The sequence below is a fragment of the Amycolatopsis sp. NPDC003676 genome (genome assembly GCF_053587275.1).
Map to the genome: position 1 here is coordinate 174,519 of NZ_JBSFNS010000004.1, position 26,109 is coordinate 200,627.

Sequence of the window (26,109 nt, forward strand, 5' to 3'; positions counted from 1 at the left end):
CGCGCGTCAGGCGGACACGATCCGGTGTGGCCCGGTCTTGCGCGGCTGGTCGTCGACCGGGACGTCGGCGGACAGCTCCCGGCGGATGGCCCGGGCGCGCTCGGCGTAGCTGCGGGACCGTTCGGGCTGGCTGAGCGCGGAGTGGAGTTCGCCGAGAAGCTGGGACACGTGGGCTTCGGAACGGCGGTCTCCGTTGCGGCGGTGCACGCTCAGCGAGTTCACCAGCAGCAGTTGTGCGTGCGCGAGATCGCCGCTGTACAGGCAGAGTTCGCCCAGGTTCTGGTTCGCGTAGCCGACGCAGTGGTCGTCGCCGAGATCGGTGAACACGGCGATGGCGCGCGTGACGTGTTCGCGGGCTTCGGCGAGGTTGCCCTCGCGCTGGTGCAGGAGCCCGAGTCGTTGCAACGCATGGGCTTCGCGGTGCCTATCGCCGATTACGCAGGACAGCTCCAGCGCGTCGGTGTACCAGCGGCGGGCCGTCGCGTAGCACTTGCGCGCGACCCAGATCGAGCCGATCGCGATCCGGATCACCGCTTCGCCGTGCGGATCGCCCGCCTCGCCGAACAGCCGCAGCGCTTCGTGACAGGGTTCGAGCGCACGGTCGGTTTGGCCCTGCATCCGCAACACGGTGCCGAGGCCGGCGTGCGCCTCGCCGAGGCCTTGCTGGTCGCCGATGCGCTGGTACAGCTCGCGTGCGGCTTCGAAGGCGACCATCGCGTCCGCGTCGTTGTCTTGGTACAGCAGGACTTGGCCGAGGTTGCGCTGGACGACTGCCTCGCCGCGGAGCGCGCCTGCCCGGCGTGCCGCTTCCAGTGCGATCAGATGGGTGGCGTGCCAGTCGTCTTGGTGGCCGCGGAGGTCGAAATACGGGGTGAGGGCGACGGTGAGCCGCCAGGTCAGGTCGTCAAAACCGCGTTCGGCGGCCAGCCCGACGGCGGCGACGCAGGTGGCGCGTTCGGCGGCGAACCAGGCGGCGGGATCGGTCAACAGGCGGTCTGCTTCCGGGGGCAGGGCAGGGTCGGTTTCGTCGTGGTACTGGCCGAAGAAGTGGATCGGCATTCGTTCGGCGGCTTCTACTGCGAGCGCTAGGTATCCCTCGAGGACGCGGCCGACCGCGGCTCGGGTTTCGTCGGGTTCGGCCAGCTCGGCGGCGTACACGCGCAGGAGGTCGTGCAGGCGGTAGCGCGGTTGGCCCGCGATGTCGGTGGCGACGAGTTCGACCAGGTGGGCGTCGACGAGCACGTCGAGGACGTCGTCGGCGGACGGGCGGCCCAGGACTGCGGCGACTGCCCAGGCTGGGAATTGCACCGGACCCAGCGCGCCTAACCGGCGGAAGGCCGCGGCGGCGGACATGGGCAGGAGGTCGTAGCTCAGGGTCACGCTCGCGCGGACGGCCAGGTCGCCGACGCGCAGCTCGTCCAGGCGGCGGTGTTCGTCGTGGAGGCGGTCGGCGAGGATGCGCAGGGACCAGGTCGGGCGGTGGGTGAGCTTGGCTCCGGCCACGCGGATCGCCAGCGGCAGATGTCCGCATTGGCGCAGGATCGCTGCGGCGTCTTCGGGTTCGGCGGCTACTCGTTCGTGGCCGACGATGCCTTCCAGCAGACGGGCGGCTTCCGGTTCGGGCAGCAGGTCGACGTCCACGGGGACCGCGCCGGGCAGATCTGGCAGGCGGATTCGGCTGGTGACCAGTACGGCGCACGCGCCCGCGCCGGGGAGCAGCGGGCGCACTTGGGCGGCGCTGCCCGCGTCGTCGAGGACGATGCACATCCGGCGGCCGGCAAGCTGGGAACGCAGGAGTGCGGCGCGTTCCGCCAGATCTCGGGGGAGACCGGAGTCTGGGATGCCCAGGGCGCGCAGGAGTTCGGCTAGGACGCTCATGGGCGAGCGCGGGGAGGACGAGGTTCCAGCCAGGTCCACATGCAATTGTCCGTCGGGGAAAACGGTGCGGACTGCGTGCGCTACCCGTATAGCGATTGAGGATTTGCCGATTCCTGGTGCGCCGGACAGGACGACGATCGTGGGGCGTTCCGCTTCGGCGTGTTGGCGGAGTTTGGCGACCAGGTGCTGGGTTACTTCGCGGCGGCCGGTGAAATCGGGCAGGTCCAGCGGTAATTGGCAGATCGGCGGGACTTTGGCGCACGGGACTTCGAGGGTGGTGCGGAGTTCGCGGAGTGCTGCGCCGGGGCTCGCGGACAGTTCGTCGGCGAGGGTTTGTTCGACTAACTCGTACGCTTCCGCGGCTTCGGTGGAGCGGCCTGCGTCTCGGAGTGCGGTGATCAGGTGGTGCCAGAGTTCTTCGCGCAATGGGTGTTCGGTGACTAAGGCGCGGAGTTCGGCGATGACTTCGTTGTGGCGGCCCAGGGCTAGGCGGGCGCGCAGACGTTGTTCTTGTACTGCCAGGCGTAGTTCGTCCAGGCGGGCGACTGTCGGGCCCCAGGTTGGGTCGTGGGGGAGGCCTTCCAGTACTTCGCCGCGCCATAGGGCGTGGGCTTCGTCTAGGAGGGTTAGGGCGGTTTCTGGGTTGTCTTGGGTTTCCCAGGCTTGCGTGGCTAGGCGGGTGAAGACGAGGTGGTCCAGTTCGTCTTCCTGGACGGTCAGGAGATAGCCGGAGGCTCGGCTCGTGATGCGGTCGGCCAGGTCCGGGGAGGTTTCGGCCAGGCGTCTGCGGAGGGAGTGGACGTAGGTGCGGATGTTGGCGGCTGCGGAGCGCGGGGCGGTGGTCGGCCACAGGACTTCGACCAGGGCTTCTGTGGATACGACGATGTTCGGCTGGAGGGCCAGTGCGGCCAGCAGCAAGCGGGGCTTCGGGCCGCCCAGAGGTACGGCCCTGCCCTCGGCGATGACCTCCAGCGGCCCCAGGATCCGGAAGGTCAGCGAAATCAATTTACCCGCCTTGGCGGCAAGGTCCCCATGGTCGGCATGCTAGGAGCGTTTGGGCCGGTTAGCTAGATCCACTTGGGGAGGAATACCCCATAAGGGGTGATATCGAGGGGGGATGTCACCTGGTGTTTCCTCTGGGGTGAATTGTTTTCATGTGTTGGGGGTTGGGGGCGGCTCGTCGCCTGGCGGCGACATTGCGCCCTGGCGTGCGTGGGGCACCCCGAAGCTTGAGTGTGCTGACGGTCTGGGGGTGCTTGTCAAGGCGGGAAAGATGCCTTGACAAGCACCCCCAGACCGCAGGGACGCTTTATATCGGGGTGCGGGGGAGGGGCTGGGTGCCTCGACCGTTGGGTGCGGCGGCTGCGGTTGGGTGGTGGGGCGCGTGGCTGGGTGCCTCGATCGTTGGGTGCTTCGGCTGCGGTTCGCGAGTGGGCCGGGGCTAGCGCCCCAATGTGGCGTTGGGTGCGTCAGATGCACCGAACGCCGCATTGGGTGCGCGGGATGCACCGAATGTGGCGTTGGGGCGCGTCCTGGCGGGGGCGGGCGGTCTGTGAAGGGCTCCTTGAGGGAATTAGATCCCCGCAAGGAGCCCTTCACGACACTGGCGTGGGGGTCAGTTGCGGATGTTGAAGGTCCAGCGAGCATGTGCGCCGGGGCCGACCACGAGCGTGGAATGGCCCAGTTGCTCAACGTGCCTTGTTCCGGTGGGGCAGTTCAGAGCCAGGTCGATTTGCCGCAGGCCGACCTGGTCCGCGGTTACCGTTTCGAAGTGGATGGTGGTCATGCCATCCGTGGCGAGGGCGCCGGTGGGGAGCGAGCGGACCGTCATTCCTCCGGCGCGCAGCAGCGGCAGGGTGTTGCTGAGGTCGCGGGCCGTGATGCCTAGGCGGATGTCGGTGACGTCGCGCATCTGGTGGTTGCGGTAGTCGTCAGGCAGGTAGCGGTTGCGGCTGATGTCGCCGGGGTATTGCGCTGGGCCGGTGTTGCTGCGCGGGTCGGTGAAGTACTCCGCGCGGTATTCCATGCCCCACGCGCCGAAGGTGTCGTACTGGTCGGTGGTGAAGACTCCGTTGAACCACGGGACTGGCTTGCCGTCGCCGAAGTCGCGGGTTTGCAGGAATTCCAACGGGTTCGCGATGCCTGCGTCGTGGAGACGCTGGACCACTGTGGACAGCTGGCCGGTGTGTTCGACCGAGACTCCCAGGCCCGCCGAACCGAGGTCGCCGTCCTTGCCGGGGACGTCGCCGACACCGAACAGTTCCAAGTAGGTTTCGCGGCCCATCAGGTAGCGGCCGGTCCATTTTTCGCCGCCCGCGCCGGTGGTGGTGCGGACCTGGAAGTTCGCGAAATCCTTCAGATACGTCGAATGCTCGATGGCGTCGGCTGTTTCTCGGTCCAGGACGCCGTAGGAGTGGTTGAAGTGCAGAAGCGGCTGTTCGGCTGCCTGAGCGGTGCCGGTGCCGGTCGCGGCCAAAGCCAAGAGCACGGCCAGGAGCTGGAGGATCGTCCGGGTTCTTCGCGTTGTCGACATGGCGGAGCAGAGTAAGCGGGGCAGGGTCGGTTGGTGGGGTTTTCGGCCAACTTGACCGCAACGGCCTACTGAGAATGTCTTTCTCGTTGTCCGGTCAAGTGGAAATTAGTTCACTTGGAGCAGTGACAGCGCATCACATTGAGTAACAGAATCAGGTCCTCGTGCCACCTGATCGGGTGGCACGTCGCGAGGGCATCCGAAAGGACCTGTCATGACCACTCACCACTGGGGACCCGCCGGGAGGGCGCGCCGTCGCCTGACCGGGGCGGTGTTCGCCGCGGCTGCCGCCCTGCTCGTGGCGACCGCGTCGAACGCCTCGGCCGCACCTGCCGCGGCCGCGAGCACTTCGATCGAGACTCCGGACAACCATCAGATGGGCGCTTCGATCCGGGCGCACGAACCGGGCGGCGGGGCGGTCGCGCCGGCGTCGGTCGAGACCACTACGTCCGGCATCGATGTGAGCAGTTACCAGGGTGCGGTCGATTGGCAGTCTTACTGGAACCAGGGCAAGCGCTTCGCCTACGTCAAGGCGACCGAGGGCACGGGGTATCAGAATCCGGACTTCACCCAGCAGTACAACGGTTCGTACAACGTCGGCATGATCCGCGGCGCATACCACTACGGGCGTCCTGATCTCTCGGGCGGCGCGGCGCAGGCCGACTACTTCGTCTCACACGGCGGCGGCTGGTCGGGGGACGGCAAGACCCTGCCCGGCACGCTCGACATCGAGTGGGGGCCCAGTTCGGCCTGCTACGGGCTGAGCCAGTCCGCGATGGTGTCCTGGATCAAGGCGTTCAGCGACGAGTACCACGCGAAGACGTCGCGCTGGCCGGTCATCTACACGGCCAACAGCTGGTGGACCCAGTGCACCGGCAACAAGGGCGACTTCAGCTCGACCAACCCGCTGTGGGTGGCGGCGTACTCGTCGTCGCCGGGCACGCTGCCTTACGCGTGGGGGTTCTACACCTTCTGGCAGTACACCTCGACGCCGCTCGACCAGGACTACTTCAGCGCCGGCCTTGACCGGCTGAAGGTGCTGGCGACCGGCTGAATCCCGCCCGTCCGGGAGCCGCACGCGCTCCCGGACGGGTCCGCTAAGAGCTGGCCAGCACTTCCATGACCGCGCCGACGATCCGCCGGGTCTGCGGCTGGCATGCCGCCCAGGTCGTCAGCGGGACGCTCGGTTCGACCAGCTCGCTCCAAGCCCAGCCGGGCAGCATGCGGTTCGCGCTGGGCCTGCTCAGCAGCACCGCGTCCGCCTCGACGGCCTCCGCGCAGGCCAGCGCGTTCTCGTTGAATCGCGCGAGCCGCCAATTCGGCGACACCCCGAGCCCGTGCGCGGCCGCGCGCATCTGGTCGTGCCCGGCCGGGACCTGCGCCCGCGAGTGCGCGAGCACCCGGACGTCGTCGAGATCCCGCAACCGGCACTGCGCGCGGCCGAAAAGCGCGTGACCAGGCCGGATCGCGACCCCGAACGGATGCTCGAACAACAACCGCCCGTGCAAGGTGGACGGCGGGTTCTGGTGGATCAGCCCGATGTCGATCCGGCCCTCGCTGAGCATCCGGAGCTGCTCGGTGCTGCTGGCGTCCAAAAACGACAACGCCGCGTCCGGCACCTGGCGGCGGATCTCCGCCAGCGCGATGAGCACCCAGTCCTGCGGAATCCCCGGCGGCAACGCGATCTCGACCTGCTCCTTGACCGGCGCCGCGGACCGCGTGACCTCCCGCGTCGCGTCGGCGAGCCGCAGCAGCTGCCGCGCGTGCTCGTGCAGCGCTCGGCCGGCCACTGTCGCCTGAACGCCCGTCGGAACCCGTTCGAACAACGGCGTCCCGAGCTCGCGTTCGAGGACGCGGATCTGCCGGGTCAGCGCGGGCTGCGAGATCAGCAGCGACCCGGCCGCCCGGCTGATCGACCCCTCGGTGAAGACGGCGACGAAGTACCGCAGCTGACGCAGTTCCATACCCTGGGGTTATACCCCCTTCGTTTGCACCGCCGTGCCCACCGGCGGACGCTGGGCGGCGACGGGAGCCCCAGACGCCGGAAGGAGCCGCTGCCCCGATGAGCAAACGCCAAGTCCAGGTTCGCCGGGTTTACGACGAGCCGGAGTCCACCGACGGCTCGCGGGTCCTGGTCGATCGGCTGTGGCCGCGCGGGCTGAGCAAGGACCGTGCGCACCTGGACGACTGGTTGAAGCAGATCTCCCCGTCGACGGAACTGCGCAAGTGGTACGCGCACGATCCGGACCGGTATGACGAATTCGCGAAGCGGTACCGCGCGGAATTGGAAGAACCGGAGCGTGCGGAAGCGCTGGATCAGTTGCGGGCATTGGCGAAAAAGGGCTCGCTGACGCTGCTGACTGCGACGAAGCGCAGTGACATCAGCGAAGCTGCCGTGCTGGCGGACCTGCTCAGCTCCTAGGAATCGCCGACCGGGATGCTGTTGCGCTCGGCGTACCGGCTGCCCCATTCGTACAACGCGGTCAGCGCCGGGCGCAGTTCGTCGCCTTCCGGGGTGAGCCGGTACTCGACCGTCGGCACCCGGCCGGCCACCTCGGTCCGGTCGACCAGCCCGGCCGCGGCCAGCTCGCGCAGTTGCGCGGTCAGCACCTTCTCGGTGATCGACGGAATGGCCCGGCGCAGCTGGCCGTACCGGTGCGGGCCTTCCTTGAGCCGCGCCAGGATCACCGGCTTCCATTTCCCGCCCATGACGTCGACGGCCAGCTCGACCGCACACGAATAGCGCGCTTTCATCCCACCATCATCGCCTGCCGCGGGTACGCACCGGCAAGTGCGTACTAGGCGACCGGTCCGGCGCGTGCTTGGCTGGCACGGTGATCATCGAGTCCATCCGGTACCGCGTTCCGGACGGCGGGCACGCGGACTTCGAGGCCGCCTACCGGCGCGCGGCCAAGTCGCTCGCCGCTGCGGAACAGTGTCATGACTACGAACTCGCGCACGCTGTCGACGAGCCGGGCAGCTATGTCCTGCGCATTGTCTGGACTTCGGCCGACGCGCACCTCCAGGGTTTCCGGGGCGGGCCCCATTTCGCCGCGTTCTTCGCCGAGATCCGCCCGTATGTCGAGAACATCGAGGAGATGCGGCATTACGAACGCACTGAGGTGGCCGGTCCGGGCGGCGCGGTGCCGACGCTCTACGAATGGGCGGGCGGAGCAGCCGCGCTGGCCAGGCTGATGGAGGCGTTCTACGCGAAGGTGCCCGAGGACGACCTGCTCGCCGAGGTGTTCGCCGGGATGAGCCCGGAACATCCCGCGCACGTGGCGGTCTGGCTCGGCGAGGTGTTCGGCGGTCCGACCGCGTACACCGACCACCACGGCGGGCATACGCACATGATCTCCAGGCACACTGGCCGGGCGATCACCGAGCCGCAGCGGCGTCGGTGGGTTTCGCTGCTGCTGGCCACCGCGGACGAGGTCGGGCTGCCTGCTGACCCGGAGTTCCGCGCGGCGCTCGCGGGGTATTTGGAATGGGGCAGCAGGCTCGCGGTGGTGTTTTCCGCGCCGGACGCCGGGCCCGCGGGCGACCAGCCGGTGCCCCGCTGGGGCTGGGGCTCGGCTCCGCCGTGGTTGGGAAACTGAATCCGCGTTAGTTCGTCCGCCGCAAGCGTCGAATGATTCCGCGCACCACCAATGGCACGCAAATCGCGGCGAACAACACCAGCGCCGCCCAGGCGCCGAATCCGCCGAATCCGCCGCCCTGATATGCGGCGGGTTCGGCATTGCGCCAATCCTTCGACCCGCCGTTGGCTTCCGAAGCATCCGGCCCGGAAGCCGAGGACGCCCCCGGTCCAGCCGAGGCTTGGGCGCTGGCAGACGACTTCGGTCCTTCCTTCGCCCCAGCCTTGGGTCCGTTGCCATTGCTGCCGTGCGTCAACGCGTCCACGCCGCCCATTCCGGCAAACGGATCTTGCGGTGCGGTAGCCCCCGCCCCAAGGCTGCCTTGGAACGTCGGGTTGGCGCAGTTCCCGGCATTGAGCTGTTTGGGCGGACGTCCGGTCAGCCGGGCGTTGGCGTTCATCATCTCCTGCGACAGGTTGGGCGGCAGCGGTGAATATCCGATGCGCGCCATGTTGATCTGCCCGTCGCAGGCGACGTGCTCGATGAACGCGGTCATCGTGTCCGCCTTGGCGCCGTCCGGGTATCCGCCCTTGCAGGTGTCCCGGCCTGACCCGCACGGCGTCATCAAATAGGAATACGCCGAAATGGGATAGGTAGACGGATCCGGATTGGCGTAGACGCCGGACAGTTCCTGGCTGAGGTCCGGGCGTAGATTCGCCTTGGTCAATGCCGCCGCGATATTGGCCGCGTACGGCAGTGTGTATTTACCGGCCTGGTTCTCCACCCACGCGGTCGGTGCGTTGTACTTCTTCGCGTAACCGAATTCGTCGTACCCGATGGAAAACGGGACGCTGCCGTTGGCCAGCGTCTGGGCGATCTGGTCGGAGTCGGCGAACAGCCGGTAGAAGTCCGCGTCCGGCCCCCGTGTCGGCAGCTGGATCGGCCGCACTCCGGACGGCAGCGGCCCGATCCCCTTGTCGACATTCCGGCCGACGAAGTCCCCGTACGGCCCCGGCGCGACGTGCGCCACGAAGTCGTAGAACAGCGCCGTCGTACCGGATTGCCCACTGCGGCCGACCAACGTGATCGGCTGATCCGGCAGGGCAAACCCGCCATTGGTGGCGCTGATTGCCGGATCGCTCCAGCGAGTGATCTGCCGCGCGAAGATCCGTGCGACCACATCCCGGGTCAAATGCAGGGTGTCGACGCGGCGTCCACCGGCATCGGTGACGTTGTACATCACCGCGACCGCGCCAGCGACGTCGGGAACATACTGGTATCCGCGCTGTTTCGCCGTGGCTCCTCCGCCACCTGCCGCCTCGAGCGAACTGACCTCCGCCTCCGTGCCCGCGAAGTCGACGGTGTGATCGCCATACTGATTAACCCCGGCCGGAGAACCGAGTGCGCTGTAATTGACCGGAATACCGCGCGAATTGGCGCCATTCTGCCAGTCGCTCATCGCGAGCCCGACGTACGTCGATCCCGACCCGTTGACCTGGCTGAACGCCTCCGCGGCCGGAGCGAGCAAAACCTGTCCGGCCAGCAACGCCCCCGCGCAGCCAAGCCCGGCCCATCTTTTGCGATGCATCACAAACTCCCCAGTTCAGCCGAAACGGCCGTGGACATAGTCGTGCGTACGGCTGTCTTCCGGGCTCTCGAAGATCTGCTCAGTAGACCCGTGCTCGACCACTCGGCCAGGCTCGTTCTCCCCGGCGAGGAAAAACGCACAATGATGCGAAACCCGTTGCGCCTGCTGCATATTGTGCGTCACGATCACGACGGTCACCTCGTCGGAGATCGCCACGATCGTCTGCTCGATCCGCCGCGTGGACGTCGGGTCGAGCGCCGAGCAGGGCTCGTCCATCAGCAGCACATTCGGCTGCACCGCGAGCGACCGCGCGATGCACAGCCGCTGTTGCTGCCCGCCGGACAGCGCGCCGCCGGGGGAGTTCAGCCGGTCGCGGACCTCCCGCCACAGCCCGGCCCGCTCCAGGCTCTGCTCGACCAGCCCGTCCTTGTCCGCGCATTTGACGCCGGCGAGCTTGAGCCCGGCGAGCACGTTGTCCCGAATGGACATTGCCGGGAACGGGTTGGGCTTCTGGAACACCATGCCGATCCGCAGCCGGGCGTGCTGCGCGCGAGTGCCCTCGGCGTAGATGTCGTCGCCGTCCAGCAGGACTTCCCCGGCCAGGCTCGCGGTGCCGACGAGTTCGTGCATCCGGTTGAGAATGCGCAGGAACGTCGATTTCCCGCAGCCGGACGGGCCGATCAGCGCGGTCACCTCGTTGGCGGGCATCGCGAGAGTGACGTCCTCCAGCACGAGCCGGTCGCCGAACCAGGCGTGCACGCCGCGCGCCTCCAGTGTCGCCGCGCCCGGCGGCGGCCCGCCGAGCACCCGGACGGGTTCGCGGACTTCGAGGGTTTCGGTCACCGGGCACTCCTGGTTTTCGTGCGGCGCGCCGACCAGCGTTTGCGGCCGATCAGCCGGGTCAGGGCGAACAGCGCGAAGATCAGCAGGATCAGCACCAGCGCGCCGATGTACCCGCGTTCCTGCGCCGAGGCGAGCGGTTCTTTGATGTAGCGGTAAACGAAGCGGGGCAAGCTTTCCTGCGGTTCGCTGAACGGATTGAAATTCATGGAAAGCGTGCCGAAGGAAGTGAACAGCAACGGCGCGGTTTCGCCGACCACTCGGGCAATGCCGAGAATGATCGCGGTGCTCACGCCGGTGCGCGCGGTCGGCAGCACGACTGACCAGACCGTGCGCGCGCGGCTCGCGCCGAGGGCGAGTGATGCCTCGCGCAGGCCGTCCGGCACTAGGCGAAGCACGACATCGACGGTGCGGGTGACGGTCGGCAGCATGATCATTGTCAACGCGAGCGTCGCCATGAACCCGGAGAAGCCGAGTTGCGCGGGCGGCAGGATCAGTGCCGCGTAAACAAAAAGACCGGCGACCACTGATGGCAGACCGCTCATGGCGTCCACGAAAATCCGCACCGGGCGGCGGAAACGGGACCGGGTTTCGTTGAGGAATATCGCGGTGAGCACGCCGAGCGGAACGACGAACACGAGCGCGAGCGCCGTTTGTTCGAGGGTGCCGACGATCGCGTGCAGACCACCGGTCGCCGTCGCCGGATCAGTCGGCGCGACGGCTGACATGTCGTGCCCGAAGAACGCCGGCCGCAAGCTCGGCACGCCCTTGAGGACGATGTAACCGAGCAGGAACAGCAACGGAATCAGCAGGCCGACCGCGCCGCTCACCACCACCGCGGACACCAGCTTGTCGACCGCCGCGAGCCGCCCGAGCCGGTCGCGAGTGACGAGGTAGAGCATCCCCAGGTACAGCAGATACGCCACGACCAGATCGGCGAGCCAGCCCGGCGACACCAGCAGCTGGTGCATCACGAACCAGGTCAGCAGAGTCGCGGACACGGCGCAGCCGAGCGCCACGAGCCGGTCCTGCGGCGTGGTCGCAGACGTCCGACGGCGCACCGGAATCGGACGCACTTGTTCGGGACGGATTTCGGTGGCGGTCACGCGTCGACCCCCGCTCCGGAACGGCTGCGGGAAATGATCACCGACGCGGTGAAGTTCGTCGCCAGCGTAAAGGCGAACAACACCAGCCCGGCCGCCATCAACCCGCTCAACGCAGGCCCGGATTGTCCCGCGTTGTTAGCGACGAAGCCCGAAATAGTCGCGCCGCCGAACTCGAGCAGATGCGTCGTCAATTCCGGAACCTGAGGCAGCAGAAGGGAAACCGCGATCGTCTCGCCGAGCGCACGGCCGAGCCCGAGCATCGAGCCGCCGACGATCCCGCCGCGGCCGAACGGCAGCACAACCGTGCGCACCATGCCCCAACGAGTGCTGCCCAGAGCGAGCGCCGCTTCCTTTTCCCCGGGCGGAGTCTGAGTGAAAACCTCGCGGATGACCGACGTCGTGATCGGAATGACCATCAGCGAAACCACGAGCCCCGCGACGAACATCGAATTGAACAGCACCGCGCCCGGTTTCGTCTCGAACAGCGGGAACCAGCCGAGATTGTCGGTCATCCATTGCGACAACGGAGTGATGTACGGACGGAGGAAGCTGAATCCCCAGAGGCCGTAGAGCAAACTGGGGATCGCGGCGAGCAGGTCGACGAGCCCGGTGAGGAACCCGCGCATCCGCGGACTGGCGTAATCGCTGATGAACAGCGCGGCCAGCACCGAAAACGGCACCGCGACGGCGACCGCGATCAGCGCGACCACCACCGTGCCGTACAGCAGGCCGAGAACGCCGAAATGCCCGGAAGCCGGGTCGAACTGGATCGTGGTGAAGAAGCCGAAACCGCTGGCCTCGAACGTGGGCGCGGACCGGTAGACGAGGAAGAACCCGATCACGATCAAGAGCGCGAGCACCGAAAGCCCGGCCCCGCTCGTGACGCGGCGAAAGAGCCGATCGGCCCGAGACGGCAGATCGGCGAGGACGAGACGCTCCGGCGGCGCGGGGCCGGACGAGGAGGACGAGACGGTCACGGCAGCGAGTATTACGAGCCGGAAGCGGAGAAAGTTGGCTGGACAGCGAAGGCCCGACGGCGCGTACGTGAACCGGTGCCCGCGTTCCGTTCCTGTTTGTTGACGCCGCGCGCGACGCTGGAGAAGTTGAACCCATGAACCGCTTCAGACGCGTGGCGCACGTACTACCCGCCGGAGTGCTCGCGGTGCTGGGCGTCGCCGTCGTGCCGGCCGCGTCCGCGCAGACGCAGCCGAGTCCGTTGAATTACCAAGTGCAGGTCACCGGTGCTGACCCGATGAACGCGCAGGACGGGGATTCGTTGCGGATCACGATCTCGGGCTTGCCCACACGAGCTGTCGCGAACTATTACGTGTGCCCGGAGCAACTGCCTGACTCGCTGGTGATCAACAAGCTTGACCCGGTGACGCATACCCGGTCCTGGGTCCACGACGACTCGATGGTGAACCGAGTCGCGGCTTATTGCGGCCAGTTCAACGACGAGCTGTCGAGCTCGAGCTTCAGCGGCCCGCCGAAGGACCGGGGGCGGAGCGCTGCCACTAAGAACATCGTGTTCGACACCTATGTGCCTCGCGGAGCGGCTACGCCGCACGCCGTGCCCTACGATCCCGGCCTCACCGACATCGTCAAGAGCCCGCAATTCCCGTGGCCGGCCAATCCTGGCAACAAGAAGTTTTCCTTCGCCTGCGACGAGAACCACCCGTGCACGCTGACGCTGAGGATCACGATCCCGTGGACGCCCACCAGCCCTGCGCAGAAGGTGATCGACAGTTCGATCCGCTTTCGCGCCAGCGCGCCCGGGATCAAGATCCAAGGATGCGGCGGCATCGGGCCGAGCACCCTGACCGGGAGCATGCCGGAGCGCTTCGGACGCACGGCGGTCGACTGGAACCAGATGCTGTGTGCACCGACGAAGGCGGCCCAGCCGGTCAACATCGTGAACGAAACCGAGGACGTCGGGCTGACGTCGTTCGACAAGGGCGATACCGACGTGGTCGTCACCGGGTCCGGCGGTGCGCTCGCCGCACAGCAGGTCCGGGCCCGCAGCTATGTTCCCGTGGGGCTCAACGCCACCGTGCTCGCCGCGATCGGCTGGACGCCGGACGACCGCGACGACCTCGGCACCCGGCTGAAGTCGCGGCTGTCGGACCATCTCGCGTTCAGCTGGGACGACCTGGCCAACCTGCTGAGCAAGGGCGGCGAGCAGCCGGGCAGCACCGGCCGGGGCGGCATCTTCGTCGACGGATCCGCGCTGGTGAACCGCAACCGCGCGCTCGCCGCGATCGGCCCGAGCGAGGTGGGCGGGGCCGCCGACGCGCGGGCCGGGCGTTCCGACCTCACGTTCTTCGGGGTGGCCGGGGAAGCCGGGCCGGGCACGGTGCCCCTGGTGCTCAGCAGCCGGTTGAACGGATCCCCGGCCTGGAAATACGCGCGCTTCGTGAATCACCAAGGCGAACCGCTGAAGGGGAGCGACGGACCGGTCGGCGTGGTCACCGATCTCAACGGGCTGAACCTCGGCGACGACACCGCGCACAATGTCGACGCGAAGACCGGCCGGATCAACGTGCGCAAGCAGGTGAGCAACGCCACCCTGGGGAACGGCGGGGATTGCGTGAACGGCTGCGTGAACTGGGTGGTCACCGATCTGGCGACGGCGACGGAGAACGGCTGGACTCCGGTCGCCCTGCCCAACGGCCACGGCGGCTATGTCGCGCCGACCCCGAAGTCGCTGGAAGCGGCGGCCGCGCACGCGGAAGCGACGAAGGACGGTTCGATCCGGCTCGTCGCCAACGGCGATCCGGAGGCGTATCCGCTCGCCTACGTCGAGTCCGTCGCCGCTCCGGTCAACCCGCTGGTCGATGCTTCGTGCGCGCCGGAAGCCGCGAAACAGGCGCAGCTCGCCGCCTTCCTGAAGGCCTCGATCAACGAGGGCCAAAGCGGCATGGGGCCCGGAATGGTCCCGCTGCCGCCGGATTTGCTGTCCGCGGCGCAGGCGGCATCGGCGAAGGTGGGCTCCGGCACGGCGACGGCTTCCTGCCATGAGCAGAAGGAAGCCCGGAATCCTGGCGCGGCGGACGGCGGCCCCGGGGCCGGTCAGCCCGCCGGCGCCACACCGCTCGGCGGGGGCTTCGGCGGTCCGCTTCCTCGCTCTGGCTCGAATGGCCCCGGTGCGGCGGAAGCCGCGGCGCTGGCGATGAAAGCGCCGACCCAAGCGAGCATGCAGGAAGGGCGCAGCGTCGCCGCGGCGGTGCAGATCCCCTTGTTCCCGGGGGCAGGCGTGCTGGGGGCGCTGATTCCGTTGCTCGCTTTGGTCGCGCTGGTGTTCCTGCCGCCGACGACCGGCTACCTGACCGCGGGCAAGCCGTTGCCGCCGTGGCTGAACCAGCTCGCCGGCAGGGTGATCGCATTGCGACGCCGCGCATGACCGCGACGCTGCGTGCCCCGGTGCACTTGAATCCAAAGTGGACAGTTATCGCGGTCGTCGGCTGGTTGGTCACCACTGTGCTGTGCTTCGGCATCGTCGCCTACGCACTCGGGCCGATGCTGGCGAACAACGATCAGCGAGCGGCGCTCTCGGCCCTGCAGAGCCGGATGGCCCAGGCGCAGGGCGCGGCACGTACTTTGCTCGGCGCCGCGCCGGTGACGAAACCGCCGGAGTCCGGTGCGCCGGTGGCGGTGCTGGAGATCCCGAAACTGCAGGTGCAGCAGGTGGTGCTCGAAGGCGTGGAACCGGGCGACACGATGTCCGGGCCGGGGCATGTCCCGGGAACCTCGGGCCCCGGCCAGCCGGGCAACTCCGCGGTGGTCGGCCGGTACTCCGGATACGGGGCGCCGTTCTCCCGGCTCAGCGAACTGTCGCGGGGGGACCGGCTGGTGGTCGCGACCACCCAGGGGAAATCGGTCTACACCGTGACCGACACGGCGGCCCGAGACCTGGACGAGGACCGCGACTACGGCCGCACCGAGAACGACCGGCTGACGCTCGTCACCTCGGACTCGTGGTGGCCGGGTTCCGCGTCGAGCGCGACGGTGGTGACGGCCGTCCTCGACGGCAAGCCGTTCCGCCCGACGCCGCAGAACGGCCGGGCGGACGCCCAAGACGGGCGCACCGGAGACACCGGGGGCTGGGCCCGGCTGGTGCTCGCGTTCGGCGGCTTCGCGGTGGTGGCGGTGGGGGCGACGGTGCTGTACCGCCGCTGGCGTTCGGTGTCCACCTATGTGCTGACGACACCGGCGTTGCTGGCGCTGGCGGTGTTGGCGGCGTCGGCGGTGTGGAGGTTGTTGCCTGGTTGGGCTTGATCTGCCGAACCGGATGCCGGAAATACGGAGAGATCCCGTATTTCCGGCATCCGTCCCGATGGATCAGGCGTGAGAGCAGGTGACGCGGTCGCGTTCGGGCGGCAGCGGTTCGAAACCGTCGTCGAAGCCGATCGCGTTGAGGGCGGCGCAGGACGGTGCTCGAGTGTCGGCCACGTGGTACGCGGAGTGGCTGCCGAGGAAACGCCGGTCAGAGTTCCTTCGAAGACCACCTCGTCGCCCTGTTCGACCCGCTGCGCCGCGGAGCAAGGCGCGATCGCGTTCGGCCGGTCGGCGGGGAAATGGTTGTGCGTCGTTCTCCTGGAACAGCCGGAGGGCGACAGGCTTGGTGTCTGGGTCGAAGCCGAATCACGGAGACGGTGATAGGGGCGTTGGCACCGCCGACCTGGCTGCAAGCGGTGACGGTGCCCTTGCGGACGTCGCGCAGTTGGCCGATGGCCAGAGTGACTCTGGTGCCGCTCGACGACACGGACCAGGAGACGGCGTCTCTGGCGGGGCCCCTGGAGCTTGCGACGTCGACGGATCGGAAGACAGCGGCGGCGCGTCGGAAGAGACGAGTTCGATCGAGCCGCTGCCGAGTAGCCCGTGACGGCGCCGTCGGGAGCCGGGTTGGCAGCAGCCCGGCAGGTGTGTGGCGCCGGGATCGTAGAGACCGCCGGGCACCGGAAAGGACCGCTCCGCGCGGATCCGGCCGGAAAAGCGGGATCGGCCCGGCCGGGGAGAAAGCTTCCCGGCCGGGCCGATGCTCAGTGCGTCAGGAGAGGGTGCAGGTGACGCCGGTGGCGTCGGCCTGCAGCGGCTTGAAGCCGTACTGCGACAGCGTGGCGGCGAGGCTGCCGGCGCAGAGCGGGCTCGGGCCGTCCGAATCGAAGCCGACCGCGTTGAGCGCCGCGCCGTAGGACTTCGAGCGGGTGTCGAGCACGTAGTACACGGTGCGGGCGCCGGTGAAGCCGTCGGCGAACGCCGGGGCGAAGTTCGGAGCGGTGCCCGAAACCGGGGCGCCGTCCGAACCGGCACCGGTCAGAGTGCCTTCGAAGAAGCCGGCGCGCTTGTCGCTGACGACGCCGTTGCCCTGCGCGACCCACTGGGCCACGGAATAGGGCGCGATAGCCGTCGACTGCTTGCCGGCGTCGATGGTGTTGGCTTCGTTTTCCTGGAACCGGTTGACGACGACCGGCTTGGTGGTCGGGTCGAAGCCGAGCACAGTGGTGGTGAAGAAGGACAGCGTGCCCGAGCCGGTCTGGGGGAGATAGACGTCGATCGGGGCGTTGGCGCCGCCGACCTGGTTCCAGTTGGTGATGGCGCCGCTGTAGATGTCGCGGAGCTGTGCGAGCGTCAGGGTGACGCCGGCGCCCGCTCCGGTCGAGGAGGCAGCCCAGGACACGCCGTCCTTGGCGAAGCCGTAGTACTGGAACGTCGCCGGGTCGGAAGCCGAGCGCGGCGAGGACGAGCGAGCCAGGTCGACCGAGGCGCTGCCCGCCGCGGCGGCGTTGGCCAGCGCGGTCTTGCCCGCGGAGGAACCGTTGGGCGGCGGGTTGGAACCGTTGTAGGTGGTGCCGCCGTCGAAGGCGTCGCCGGGGACGGTGAACGAGGTGCCGGGGGCGAGAACCGGCGGCACGTTCACGTAGTTGTCGGGGTCGGTGTTCGCCGTCGAGCTGTTCGCGGCGGCGAACACCGCGGACGTGACGTCCGCGATGGTGTCGGAGCCGACGGCCGCGACGACCTCCTTGGTTCCGTTGGGACCGGGGATTGCGCTGGCGGTACCCGGGAAAATCAGGGCCGCACCCGCGGCGACCGCGGCGGAGACGCCCACGAACCGGGCAGTACGAGCACGCATCAGTTTGTACTCTTTCTGTCTGGTCTCGACCACGGGATTCCGTGGCCGGGATCAAACCTCGCGGGGTTCGGCAAACAGTGCCCGGTTGGTCGCGTTCCCACCCGACGGCGCGGGAGTTAATGCCCGACGAACGCGATCAGCCCGGCAGCCGGTACTTCGTGCGCCAGTCGGTGATCCGGCCCTCCGCCGCGAATTCCGCCGCTTCCCCGATCGCGGCGACAAAGCGCTCGTATCCGTGCTGTGCCTCGATCCGGCGGCCGTAGGCGTGGCTCGCCGACGCGATCGTGCCGTTGCCCGCGCGCAGCAGCCACCGCCAGTCGATTCCGTGGTCGTGGGTCAGTTCCATGCGCGTGCGCGGGATGTTCGCGCACAGCCACTGGATCGCCGCGACGCATTCCTCTCCGTTGCGGTAGTCGACGGTGCCCAGCCCCAGCGACGCGTTGTTCGTGCCGAGGAGCCGCCATCTCGTCGCATTTCCCGGGCCGCCGATCAGCTGGAACCGGGGAGTCCGACGTGGACTTCGAGCGCTTTTCATGTGTCGCAACCTCAGTCCGGCTCGGACGGCCGTCCGGTGACAAGCCGTCGCAGTCAGAATGGACATCGCGGGCGCGCCGCCGGAAAGTTACCGTCAGCGGTTAAGCGGCGACGGCCACCCGGTGAACAGCGGGTGCGTGCGGGCATTCCACAGTAGACCGTCGGCCGACGGTCACGCTCGAGATTCTTTTCGCCACTCCTGGCAAGGACATCGCCCGGCGCCGTGCCGGTGTTTCGCGCGCTGAGCGGTTCGCGGCGAGTTCGACTGTTCGCCGCAACCGCGATTCGGGCGTTCGGCGGCACCTGCGGCGAGGTAATTGGGGCACGCTCGGTGTCCTTCGGGGCGCGAAAACCTCGGCCCGCGCGGATCGGGCCGGTATTTTGCGTCGTGGCCAAGGGGAGGGGACCGCGGTGGCGTCTACTGTGGACGTCCGGGAAAGCGCGTTTCGGATATGGTTGGCGGAATGGCTGATCTGACGCTCACCGGCCTCCGGGTCGTGGTGGAGGTGGCCCGCACCGGGTCGTTCAGTGCTGCCGCGCATCGGCTCGGCTACACGCAATCGGCGGTGTCGCGGCAGATCGCGGCGAGCGAACGCGCTACTGGAACCGCGTTGTTCGAGCGGCACGCCCGCGGAATCCGTCCTACGACAGCAGGGGAAGTGCTGATCCGGCACGCCGGGCGGGTTTTGGAAAGCGTGAGCGCGGCCGGGAAAGAACTGGCCGGGCTCCGGGACCGGCTCGCCGGACGGATCACCGTCGGCGCCTTTCCCGCCGCGTCGGCGGTTTTGCTGCCGAGGGCGGTTTCCCGGCTGATGCGCGCGCATCCGGGCGTGGAGGTGCAGCTCGCCGAGTCCGCGACCCCGGCGCAGCTGCAGTCGCTGCGGCGCGGGCGGCTTGAGGTCGCGGTGGTCGTGACCGGCGACGATCTGCCGGAATACGACTTCGACAGCTTGCGCCGCACCGAATTGCGCGGCGGAATCGGGTACGGGGTCGCGGTCGCGGAAGCGCATCCGTTCGCCGGGCGCAGCTGGGTCGAACCGGACGAATTGGCCGAGCAGCACTGGATCGTCGGCGCGGGCAGTTCGCCGGAATTCGGGACGTGGCCGGGAATCGCCGGGCCGATGATCGCGTTCTCGGTGCGCGCGTGGCCGACGCGGTTAGGCCTGGTCGCGGCGGGACTGGGAATTTCGCTGGTGCCCGGTTTCGCGGCGGACGCGCTGCCCGCCGACGTCCGGTGGGTCCCCGTGCGCGACGAGTGCGGCGGCCTGCGGCGCAGCTTGTGGGCGGTGACCGGGGAGCAGCCTGGTCCGGCGGCGGTGGCGATGGTGCGGGCACTGGAGGAAGAGGCTCAGCGGTCGCTCCAGCCCCAGAGGTAGCCCGGGACCTCGTCCGGACGGCCTTCGACGCCGAAATCGCCGCGGTAGAAAATCATCGGCCGCTCGTCGGCGCCGGGGTCGAGCGCGAGCACCCGGCCGAGGACCACGTCGTGGTCGCCCGCGTGGTGCACCGTTTCGATGTCAGCGTGCACGCGCAGCAGCACATCGGGCAATTCCGGTGTGTCCCACCGGGAAAGCTCCCAATCCAGTCCTGCGAAGCGAAGTCCGTGACGGGATCCGAAGCGAGCGCAGAGATCGGCTTGCGGTTCGGCCAGCACGTTGACGCAGAACCGCCCGGCGGCGCGGATGCGCGGCCACGCCCGGCCGCCGCGGTCGGCGCAGAACAGCACCAGCGGCGGTTCCAGCGACACCGACGCGAAGGACTGGCAGGTGAATCCCACCGCCTCGCCGCCGTCGACGCCGGTCACCACGGTGACGCCGCTGGCGAACCGGCTCAGCGCGCGGCGCATTTCCAGCGGGGTCGGTGCTTCGGTGGCTTGCATGGCTTCGACGGTAAAAGCTGCCGGCAGTGCCCGGGACGAGCTCTCTCGGTGACCGGGACTGAAGGCCCGCGCGCGTGCGGCGGCTGGCTAGCTTCGGCGGCATCCCGCACCCACGAGCAAGAGGTCAGCCATGCCGGAACTGAGCCACGACGCGACGCTGCGCGAACTCCGCACCGACCGGGGCGTGCTGCGCTACCACGAAGCAGGCGACGGCCCGCCGGTCGTGCTGCTGCACGGATCCGGCCCCGGCGTCACCGGATGGCAGAACTTCCGGGCGAATCTGCCGTCGTTCGCCGCGCATTTCCGGTGCCTGATCCTGGAATTCCCCGGATTCGGCGTGAGCGACCCGGTCGCGGACCCGCCGATGCCCGCCGCCGAACGCGCGGTGCTCGACCTGCTCGACGGGCTCGGCATCGCCGCCGCCGACCTCGTCGGCAACTCGATGGGCGGGTTCGTCGCGACCCGCACCGCGATCGCGCAGCCGGATCGCGTCCGCAGGCTGGTGACCGTCGGCGGGATGGGCACGAACATCTTCAGCCCGGCTCCGGGCGAGGGCATCAACCTGCTGACCGAATTCGTCGAGGACCCGACGCGCGAGCGGCTCTTGCAGTGGCTGAATTCGATGGTTTTCGACCGCGGCCTGATCACCGAAGAACTGATCGAGGAACGCTGGCGGCTCGCGACCGCGGCGGATTCCTTGGCCAGTGCCAAGAAAATGTACGGCAAAGGGGTGCTTCAGGCGCAAGCGGCCCTCGATGTCACCCCGCTGTGGGCGACGCTGCGCAAGATCCGCGCCCGCACGCTCATCACCTGGGGCCGGGACGACCGGGTCAGCCCGCTCGACATGGCGTTGATTCCGATGCGCACGATTCCCCACGCGGAACTCCATATTCTTCCGAATTGCGGTCATTGGACGATGATCGAGCAGAAAGAAGCGTGGGAAAGCGCCGTTCTCGCGTTCCTGCTCCGGAAGGACGGCGAATGATGGCCTGGGACGCGGAGTACGACTTCGTCGTCGTGGGGTCGGGCGGCGGCGGAATGACCGCGGCACTGACCGCCGCGGCGGCCGGGCTGGACGTGCTGGTCGTCGAGAAAGGCGCGATGTACGGCGGCTCCACCGGGATTTCCGGCGGCGGCATCTGGATCCCGAACAATCCGACGCTGCGCGCGGCCGGGCACGACGACAGCCGGGCGTCGATCCGGCGTTACCTCGATCTGCTCACCGAAGGGCGGGTGCCGGCGAAGCGGCTCGACGCGTATGTCGACCACGGTCCGGCGGCGATGGAACTGCTGGAGCGCAGCAAATGGCTGCGGTTCTTCTGGGTCAAGGGTTACGCCGATTACCACCCGGAACTGGAAGGTGGCCGTCCGCTAGGCCGGTCGGTCGAGGCGAAGCCGTTCGACACCCGGAACCTCGGCGAGGACGAGCGGCACCAGCGGCCGAACACGATGAAGGGGCCGCTCGGCCTGTGGGTCACCGCGAAGGATTACCACGATCTGGCGATGGTCAAGCGCACCTGGCGCGGCCGGTGGGCGTCGGTGATCGCGGCATGGCGGGTGTCGTCCAATGTGGTCCGGCGCCGGCACATGGCGACCGGCGGCCGTGCGCTGGTCGCACGGTTGCGGATGGCGTTGAAGGACGCCGGGGTCCCGTTGTGGCTGCGATCGCCGATGACCGAGCTGGTGGTCGAGGACGGCCGGGTGACCGGGATTGTCGCCGAGCACGACGGTGCGCAGCAGCGGCTCCGCGCCCGCCGCGGCGTGCTGCTGGCGACCGGCGGCTTCGAGCACAGCGCTGACCTGCGGAAACGCTATCTGCCGGAAGCCGCCTGGGATGACTGCAGCGGCGGCGCGCGGGAGAACGTCGGCGACGGCATCGAGGCGGGATTGGGCGTTGGTGCGGCTACGGACCTGATGGACGACGCGTGGTGGATGCCGTCGGTGCGGCACCCGTCCGGCGCGGTCGTGCCGCTGGTGTCCGAACGGTCGATCCCGCGTTCGGTCATCGTGTCGGCCGAGGGCAGGCGGTTCACCAACGAATCCGCGCCGTATGTCACCTTCGTGCACGCCCAGCTCCAGGGCGGACACGTACCCGCATGGTTCGTCATGGACGCGAAGGCTCGCGCGCGGTATCCGTTCGCGCAGATCCTGCCGGGTGCGCCGATTCCGGAGCCGTACTACGCGGCGGGAATCGCGCATCGTTCGGAGACCTTGGCTGGTCTTGCCGAGAAGATCGGTGTTCCGGCTGACGCGCTGGCGGCAACCGTGAAGCGGTTCAACGGTTTTGCCCGTGCCGGAGTGGACAGCGATTTCGGTCGCGGCGAGTCCGCCTACGACCGGTACTACGGCGACCCGACGTTGCCGAATCCCTGTCTCGACGTGATCGAGAAGGGGCCGTATTACGCGTTCCGGATCGAGGTCGGCGACCTCGGCACCAAGGGCGGCCTGGTGTGCGACGAGAACAGCCGGGTGCTGCGCGGCGACGGCTCGGCGATCGACGGCCTGTACGCCACCGGCAACACGACCGCCGCGGTGATGGGCAACGAATACGCTGGTCCGGGCGCGACGATCGGGCCGTCGATCGTCTTCGGCTATCTCGCGGCGCAGCACGCCGCGCGCTCGGCATGAGCACGATGCGCGTGCGGGTGACCGAGGTGGTCCGCGAGACCGCCGACGCGCATTCGCTGGTACTGGAACCGATCGACGGCAGTTTCGACTACCTGCCGGGGCAATTCCTCACCGTGCGGATTCCGTCTACTGAGGACAGTGTCGCGCGTTGTTATTCGCTGTGCAGTTCCCCGCATTGCGAGGAGCCGCCGAGAATCACGGTGAAGCGCACTGCGGGCGGGTACGGATCGAATTGGTTGGTGGACAATGCGGTCGAGGGGACTGTGCTGGACGTGCTGCGGCCGTCCGGCACGTTCACCCCGCGTTCCCTCGACGCCGACGTGCTCCTTCTCGCCGCGGGCAGCGGGATCACGCCGGTGATGTCGATCCTGAAGTCCTGTCTCCGCGCCGGTTCCGGGCGGGTGACCCTGGTCTACGCGAACCGCGACGAGCAGTCGGTGATTTTCCGGGACGAGCTGCTGCGGCTGACGAAGGAACATCCGGACCGGCTGACCGTGTTGCACTGGCTGGAATCGGTGCAGGGGTTGCCGACCGAGGCCGGGCTTCGGGCGTTGGCCGCGCCGTATCGGGAGCGAGCGGCGTTCCTCTGTGGACCTGGCCCGTTCATGGATCTGGCTTCCATCGTCCTTAATGGACTCAGGGTGGAAAGCGTTACCGTGGAACGGTTCACCTCGCTTACTGGTGATCCTTTTGCCGCGGTCGAGGTGAACGAGTCCGGCCCGGCGAGCACGGTGGAAGTCGAACTCGACGGCGAGACGCGGACGTTGCGCTGGCCACGAGAGAACGCATTGCTTGACGTCCTCCTGGCGGCAGGTTTGGACGCGCCGTTCTCGTGCCGGGAGGGCGCGTGCAGTGCTTGCGCCTGTGTGCTGGTGAGCGGTGAAGTGGACCTGGCGCACAACGAAGTCCTCGACGCGCAGGATCTTGCGGACGGGTTGATTCTGGCCTGTCAGGCCAGGCCGCGGACGGACGAGGTCAAGGTGACTTACGAGGCTTGATCGAGTCCGGTGAGCGGGATCGCCACCGCGTAGGGAGCGGCGCCGGTGGCAGCGTGCGACGGGTGCACCGCTTCGAGAACGCGAAAGTCCTGCTCACCGGTGGTGGCTCGGGGATCGGCCGAGCTACCGCGCTCCGTCTCGCGGCCGAAGGGGCGGCAGTCTTCTCCGTCGACGTCGACCATTCCGGGCTGCCGGAAGCCGAACGGATCCTCCCGTATCAGGCCGATGTTTCCGACGAGACCGCGGTTTCCGCCGCGGTCCGGGCCGCCGCGGCTGAACTCGACGGTATCGACGTGGTCGTCAATGTCGCCGGAATCCACCGCACCACCCCGATCGCGGAGCTGACTGTCGCGGATCTCCGACGGCTCTATGACGTAAATCTGATCGGCACCGCGCTGTGCTGCCGGGAAGCCTTGCCGCACCTGCCCAACGGACGCGGCGTGATCGTGAACGTGGCCTCCAGTTCCGCCACGCACGGAAATCCTTACATGACAGCTTATTCAGCGAGCAAAGCCGCGGTGCTGGGATTCTCGTTGAGCCTGGCGGCGGAGGTGATCGGCCGCGGCGTCCGGGTGGTTGTCGTGTCGCCGGGCACAGTCGCGACGCCGTTGGTCGGCGCGGATGTCCTGGCCGGTCTCGACGTCTCTTACTACAGCCGGATCCGCTCGCCGCTGGGCGCGGCGGAACCGGACCAGATCGCCGCGACCATCGCCTTCGCCGCGTCCGCCGACGCCGGATACCTGACCGGCGCGGAGATCCGCGTGGACGGAGGTTCGCACATCTGAGAAGACTCCCGGTGAGCGGGATCGCGCCGGGACCGCCCGGAGGCCGTGATTACGCTCACGGCGATTCCGGCCTCATCAGCGCGGGACCTCGTATTCCGGCGGGGATTCCCCTGATCACTTCTGGAAAGGGACCGGCATGGCACTCGACCTGAATCCGGCGAACGGACCTGTTTCCCGCGGGCGGATCATCGCGGTCTGCGCGCTGATCATTCTGCTCTCCGAAATAGCCACGTTCGAAATCCTCATGGTGTATCCGGCGCTGCCCGGGATGGCCGCGCATTTCCGGACCCTCGACGTGGCGCAGGCGGCCTCGGTGGTGACGCTCGCCGGCGCGGTCGTGCTCCCGCTCGCGGGCAAGGCCGCCGACCGCTACGGCAAGAAGCGGATCATCCTGGTGATGGGCGCGATCTTCCTGCTCGGCAGCGTGGTGTGCGCGACGACCGACGTGTTCGCGCTGCTCCTGATCGGCCGCCTGCTGCAGGGCAGCCTGGTCGGCATCGTGAACATTTCCTACGCCCTCGTCCGCGACGTCATCCCGCGCTCGTACGTGCCGGTCGCACTCGGTTCGGTAGTCACCGGAATCGGTATGGGCGCGGTTGCCGGGCCGTTTCTCGCTGGCTGGCTGATCGACAATTTCGGCTTCCGTAGCGTGTTCTGGTTCATGGTCATTTACGTCGGAGTCCTGCTCCCGCTGCACGCGTGGCTGGTGCCGGAAAGCAAGGTCCGGGTCAAATCGTCGTTCGACATTCTCGGCGCCATTCTGCTCGGTGCCGGCCTCGGCGTTCTGCTCATCGCGGTCGGCAAGGGCGGCAAGTGGGGCTGGGGTTCGACGACCACGGTCGGCGCGTTCGGCATCGGGGTGCTGCTGCTGGCCGCGTTCGTGCTGCGCGAACTGAAGGCCAAGGAACCGCTGATCGACCTGCGGGTGCTCGTCGGCCGCAAATTCCTGCCGACGGTGGTCGCCGTCGGACTGGTGTCGTACATGATGAACGCGCACGGCATCCTCAGCCCGACCATGTTCGAAACGCCGCACATTCCCGGAAACACCTACGGCGTGGGCCTTTCCGCGTTGCAACTGGCACTGTGGACATTCCCGCTCGGGGTGGTGGGCATGGTCGTCGGCCCGCTCGGCGGCTACCTGTCGAAGCGGATCGGCGCGCGGCAGGTGCTGCTCGCGTCCAGCCTGTGCTTCCTGGTCGTGATGTTCCTCGGCTCGCGGATGTTCACCGTGCAGTGGCAGGTCGCGATCACCAGCTTCGTCGCCGGGTTCGCGGTCGGGTTCCTGCATTCCTCCAACGCGAACCTGCTGCAGGACGCCCTGCCCGAGCGGCTCGGCGGCGCGGGCAACTGCATCGCCGGCGTGATCGCGATGCTGGCGTCGTCGGCCGCGGTGACGGTGACCGGCGCGATCATGGCCGAGCATGTCCGGATGACGCTGCCCCAGTCACACGCGGTGATCTACGGCGACGCCGCGTTCACTCAGTCCTACCTGTGGGCGGGCGTGGTCGGCGTCTTCGGGGTGGCGATCATCCTGCTGATGAAGCACGGCCGCAAACCCGCGCAGGGCGGGATGGTCGAGGAGAACGACCCGACCGCTCGGGTGAGCGTCGCGCAAGCCTGAGCACGGCCATACTG

Annotated in this window: 22 protein-coding genes; 11 read left to right on the forward strand and 11 right to left on the reverse strand. The window is 68.3% G+C overall.

The window, feature by feature from the left end; translation table 11 throughout:
• Positions 1 to 6: 6 nt before the first annotated feature.
• Both ACWDNU_RS04135 and ACWDNU_RS04140 read right to left on the reverse strand, forming a co-directional pair.
• Positions 7 to 2,883, reverse strand: a complete 2,877-nt coding sequence (locus tag ACWDNU_RS04135) for an AfsR/SARP family transcriptional regulator (RefSeq protein ID WP_370939797.1) — start codon at positions 2,881 to 2,883, stop codon at positions 7 to 9.
• A 610-nt stretch (positions 2,884 to 3,493) separates the two neighbouring features.
• The gene (locus tag ACWDNU_RS04140; RefSeq protein ID WP_449667687.1) at positions 3,494 to 4,411 is read right to left on the reverse strand and encodes a DUF5829 family protein; all 918 of its coding nucleotides are present in this window, start codon (positions 4,409 to 4,411) and stop codon (positions 3,494 to 3,496) included.
• A gap of 211 nt (positions 4,412 to 4,622) precedes the next feature.
• Between ACWDNU_RS04140 and ACWDNU_RS04145 the strand changes: the two genes are divergently transcribed.
• The gene (locus ACWDNU_RS04145; protein ID WP_449667688.1) at positions 4,623 to 5,462 is read left to right on the forward strand and encodes a GH25 family lysozyme; all 840 of its coding nucleotides are present in this window, start codon (positions 4,623 to 4,625) and stop codon (positions 5,460 to 5,462) included.
• 43 nt (positions 5,463 to 5,505) lie between these two features.
• Here the strand turns inward: ACWDNU_RS04145 and ACWDNU_RS04150 are convergent, their stop codons facing one another.
• Positions 5,506 to 6,372, reverse strand: a complete 867-nt coding sequence (locus ACWDNU_RS04150; protein WP_449667689.1) for a LysR family transcriptional regulator — start codon at positions 6,370 to 6,372, stop codon at positions 5,506 to 5,508.
• A gap of 98 nt (positions 6,373 to 6,470) precedes the next feature.
• Here ACWDNU_RS04150 and ACWDNU_RS04155 point away from each other — a divergent pair, with 98 nt between their 5' ends.
• A complete protein-coding gene (locus ACWDNU_RS04155; RefSeq protein ID WP_449667690.1) occupies positions 6,471 to 6,830 on the forward strand; it encodes a DUF488 domain-containing protein in 360 nt (119 codons plus the stop codon).
• On the opposite strand, the gene ACWDNU_RS04160 is transcribed toward ACWDNU_RS04155, so the two are convergent.
• Complete coding sequence (locus ACWDNU_RS04160; protein ID WP_449667691.1) at positions 6,827 to 7,162, reverse strand: winged helix-turn-helix transcriptional regulator; 336 nt, start codon at positions 7,160 to 7,162, stop codon at positions 6,827 to 6,829. The two genes, ACWDNU_RS04155 and ACWDNU_RS04160, sit on opposite strands and share 4 nt — an antisense overlap.
• Positions 7,163 to 7,242: 80 nt before the next feature.
• Here ACWDNU_RS04160 and ACWDNU_RS04165 point away from each other — a divergent pair, with 80 nt between their 5' ends.
• Positions 7,243 to 8,007 carry a globin domain-containing protein gene (locus ACWDNU_RS04165; protein ID WP_449667692.1) on the forward strand — a complete coding sequence of 255 codons (765 nt, stop codon included), beginning with the start codon at positions 7,243 to 7,245 and terminating at the stop codon, positions 8,005 to 8,007.
• 7 nt (positions 8,008 to 8,014) lie between these two features.
• On the opposite strand, the gene ACWDNU_RS04170 is transcribed toward ACWDNU_RS04165, so the two are convergent.
• The 4 genes from ACWDNU_RS04170 to pstC are packed head-to-tail and all read right to left on the reverse strand — an operon-like array spanning position 8,015 to position 12,497.
• Complete coding sequence (locus ACWDNU_RS04170; protein WP_449667693.1) at positions 8,015 to 9,574, reverse strand: substrate-binding domain-containing protein; 1,560 nt, start codon at positions 9,572 to 9,574, stop codon at positions 8,015 to 8,017.
• Between the two features lie 15 nt (positions 9,575 to 9,589).
• Positions 9,590 to 10,381, reverse strand: a complete 792-nt coding sequence (locus ACWDNU_RS04175; RefSeq protein WP_449667717.1) for a phosphate ABC transporter ATP-binding protein — start codon at positions 10,379 to 10,381, stop codon at positions 9,590 to 9,592.
• Between the two features lie 32 nt (positions 10,382 to 10,413).
• Positions 10,414 to 11,520 (reverse strand): phosphate ABC transporter permease PstA, encoded by a 1,107-nt coding sequence (gene pstA, locus ACWDNU_RS04180; RefSeq protein ID WP_449667694.1) that lies wholly within the window; start codon positions 11,518 to 11,520, stop codon positions 10,414 to 10,416.
• Entirely contained in the window at positions 11,517 to 12,497 is a 981-nt protein-coding gene (gene pstC, locus ACWDNU_RS04185) for a phosphate ABC transporter permease subunit PstC (RefSeq protein ID WP_449667695.1), read from the reverse strand. The genes pstA and pstC overlap by 4 nt, the downstream gene beginning before the upstream one ends.
• Before the next feature lie 134 nt (positions 12,498 to 12,631).
• Between pstC and ACWDNU_RS04190 the strand changes: the two genes are divergently transcribed.
• Complete coding sequence (locus ACWDNU_RS04190) at positions 12,632 to 14,920, forward strand: hypothetical protein (protein ID WP_449667696.1); 2,289 nt, start codon at positions 12,632 to 12,634, stop codon at positions 14,918 to 14,920.
• Complete coding sequence (locus tag ACWDNU_RS04195; RefSeq protein ID WP_370936022.1) at positions 14,917 to 15,795, forward strand: sortase; 879 nt, start codon at positions 14,917 to 14,919, stop codon at positions 15,793 to 15,795. Before ACWDNU_RS04190 ends, ACWDNU_RS04195 begins: the two co-directional genes overlap by 4 nt.
• Positions 15,796 to 16,567: 772 nt before the next feature.
• Here the strand turns inward: ACWDNU_RS04195 and ACWDNU_RS04200 are convergent.
• On the reverse strand, positions 16,568 to 17,650 hold the full coding sequence (locus ACWDNU_RS04200) for a substrate-binding domain-containing protein (RefSeq protein WP_370936023.1): 1,083 nt from the start codon (positions 17,648 to 17,650) through the stop codon (positions 16,568 to 16,570).
• A 136-nt stretch (positions 17,651 to 17,786) separates the two neighbouring features.
• Entirely contained in the window at positions 17,787 to 18,185 is a 399-nt protein-coding gene (locus ACWDNU_RS04205; protein WP_344285132.1) for a YegP family protein, read from the reverse strand.
• A gap of 463 nt (positions 18,186 to 18,648) precedes the next feature.
• Here ACWDNU_RS04205 and ACWDNU_RS04210 point away from each other — a divergent pair, with 463 nt between their 5' ends.
• On the forward strand, positions 18,649 to 19,560 hold the full coding sequence (locus ACWDNU_RS04210; RefSeq protein WP_449667697.1) for a LysR family transcriptional regulator: 912 nt from the start codon (positions 18,649 to 18,651) through the stop codon (positions 19,558 to 19,560).
• Here ACWDNU_RS04210 and ACWDNU_RS04215 read toward each other — a convergent pair.
• Positions 19,533 to 20,063: a flavin reductase family protein gene (locus ACWDNU_RS04215; protein WP_370936025.1), complete on the reverse strand. Its 531-nt coding sequence runs from the start codon at positions 20,061 to 20,063 to the stop codon at positions 19,533 to 19,535. The two genes, ACWDNU_RS04210 and ACWDNU_RS04215, sit on opposite strands and share 28 nt — an antisense overlap.
• 130 nt (positions 20,064 to 20,193) lie before the next feature.
• Between ACWDNU_RS04215 and ACWDNU_RS04220 the strand changes: the two genes are divergently transcribed.
• From ACWDNU_RS04220 to ACWDNU_RS04240, 5 genes are all read left to right on the forward strand, one after another.
• Entirely contained in the window at positions 20,194 to 21,048 is an 855-nt protein-coding gene (locus tag ACWDNU_RS04220; protein WP_449667698.1) for an alpha/beta fold hydrolase, read from the forward strand.
• Complete coding sequence (locus ACWDNU_RS04225) at positions 21,045 to 22,691, forward strand: FAD-binding protein (protein ID WP_449667699.1); 1,647 nt, start codon at positions 21,045 to 21,047, stop codon at positions 22,689 to 22,691. Before ACWDNU_RS04220 ends, ACWDNU_RS04225 begins: the two co-directional genes overlap by 4 nt.
• Positions 22,688 to 23,689, forward strand: a complete 1,002-nt coding sequence (locus ACWDNU_RS04230; protein ID WP_449667700.1) for a 2Fe-2S iron-sulfur cluster-binding protein — start codon at positions 22,688 to 22,690, stop codon at positions 23,687 to 23,689. The genes ACWDNU_RS04225 and ACWDNU_RS04230 overlap by 4 nt, the downstream gene beginning before the upstream one ends.
• Before the next feature lie 62 nt (positions 23,690 to 23,751).
• Positions 23,752 to 24,474 (forward strand): SDR family NAD(P)-dependent oxidoreductase, encoded by a 723-nt coding sequence (locus ACWDNU_RS04235; RefSeq protein WP_449667701.1) that lies wholly within the window; start codon positions 23,752 to 23,754, stop codon positions 24,472 to 24,474.
• Between the two features lie 136 nt (positions 24,475 to 24,610).
• A complete protein-coding gene (locus ACWDNU_RS04240; protein WP_449667702.1) occupies positions 24,611 to 26,095 on the forward strand; it encodes an MFS transporter in 1,485 nt (494 codons plus the stop codon).
• Positions 26,096 to 26,109: the final 14 nt, after the last annotated feature.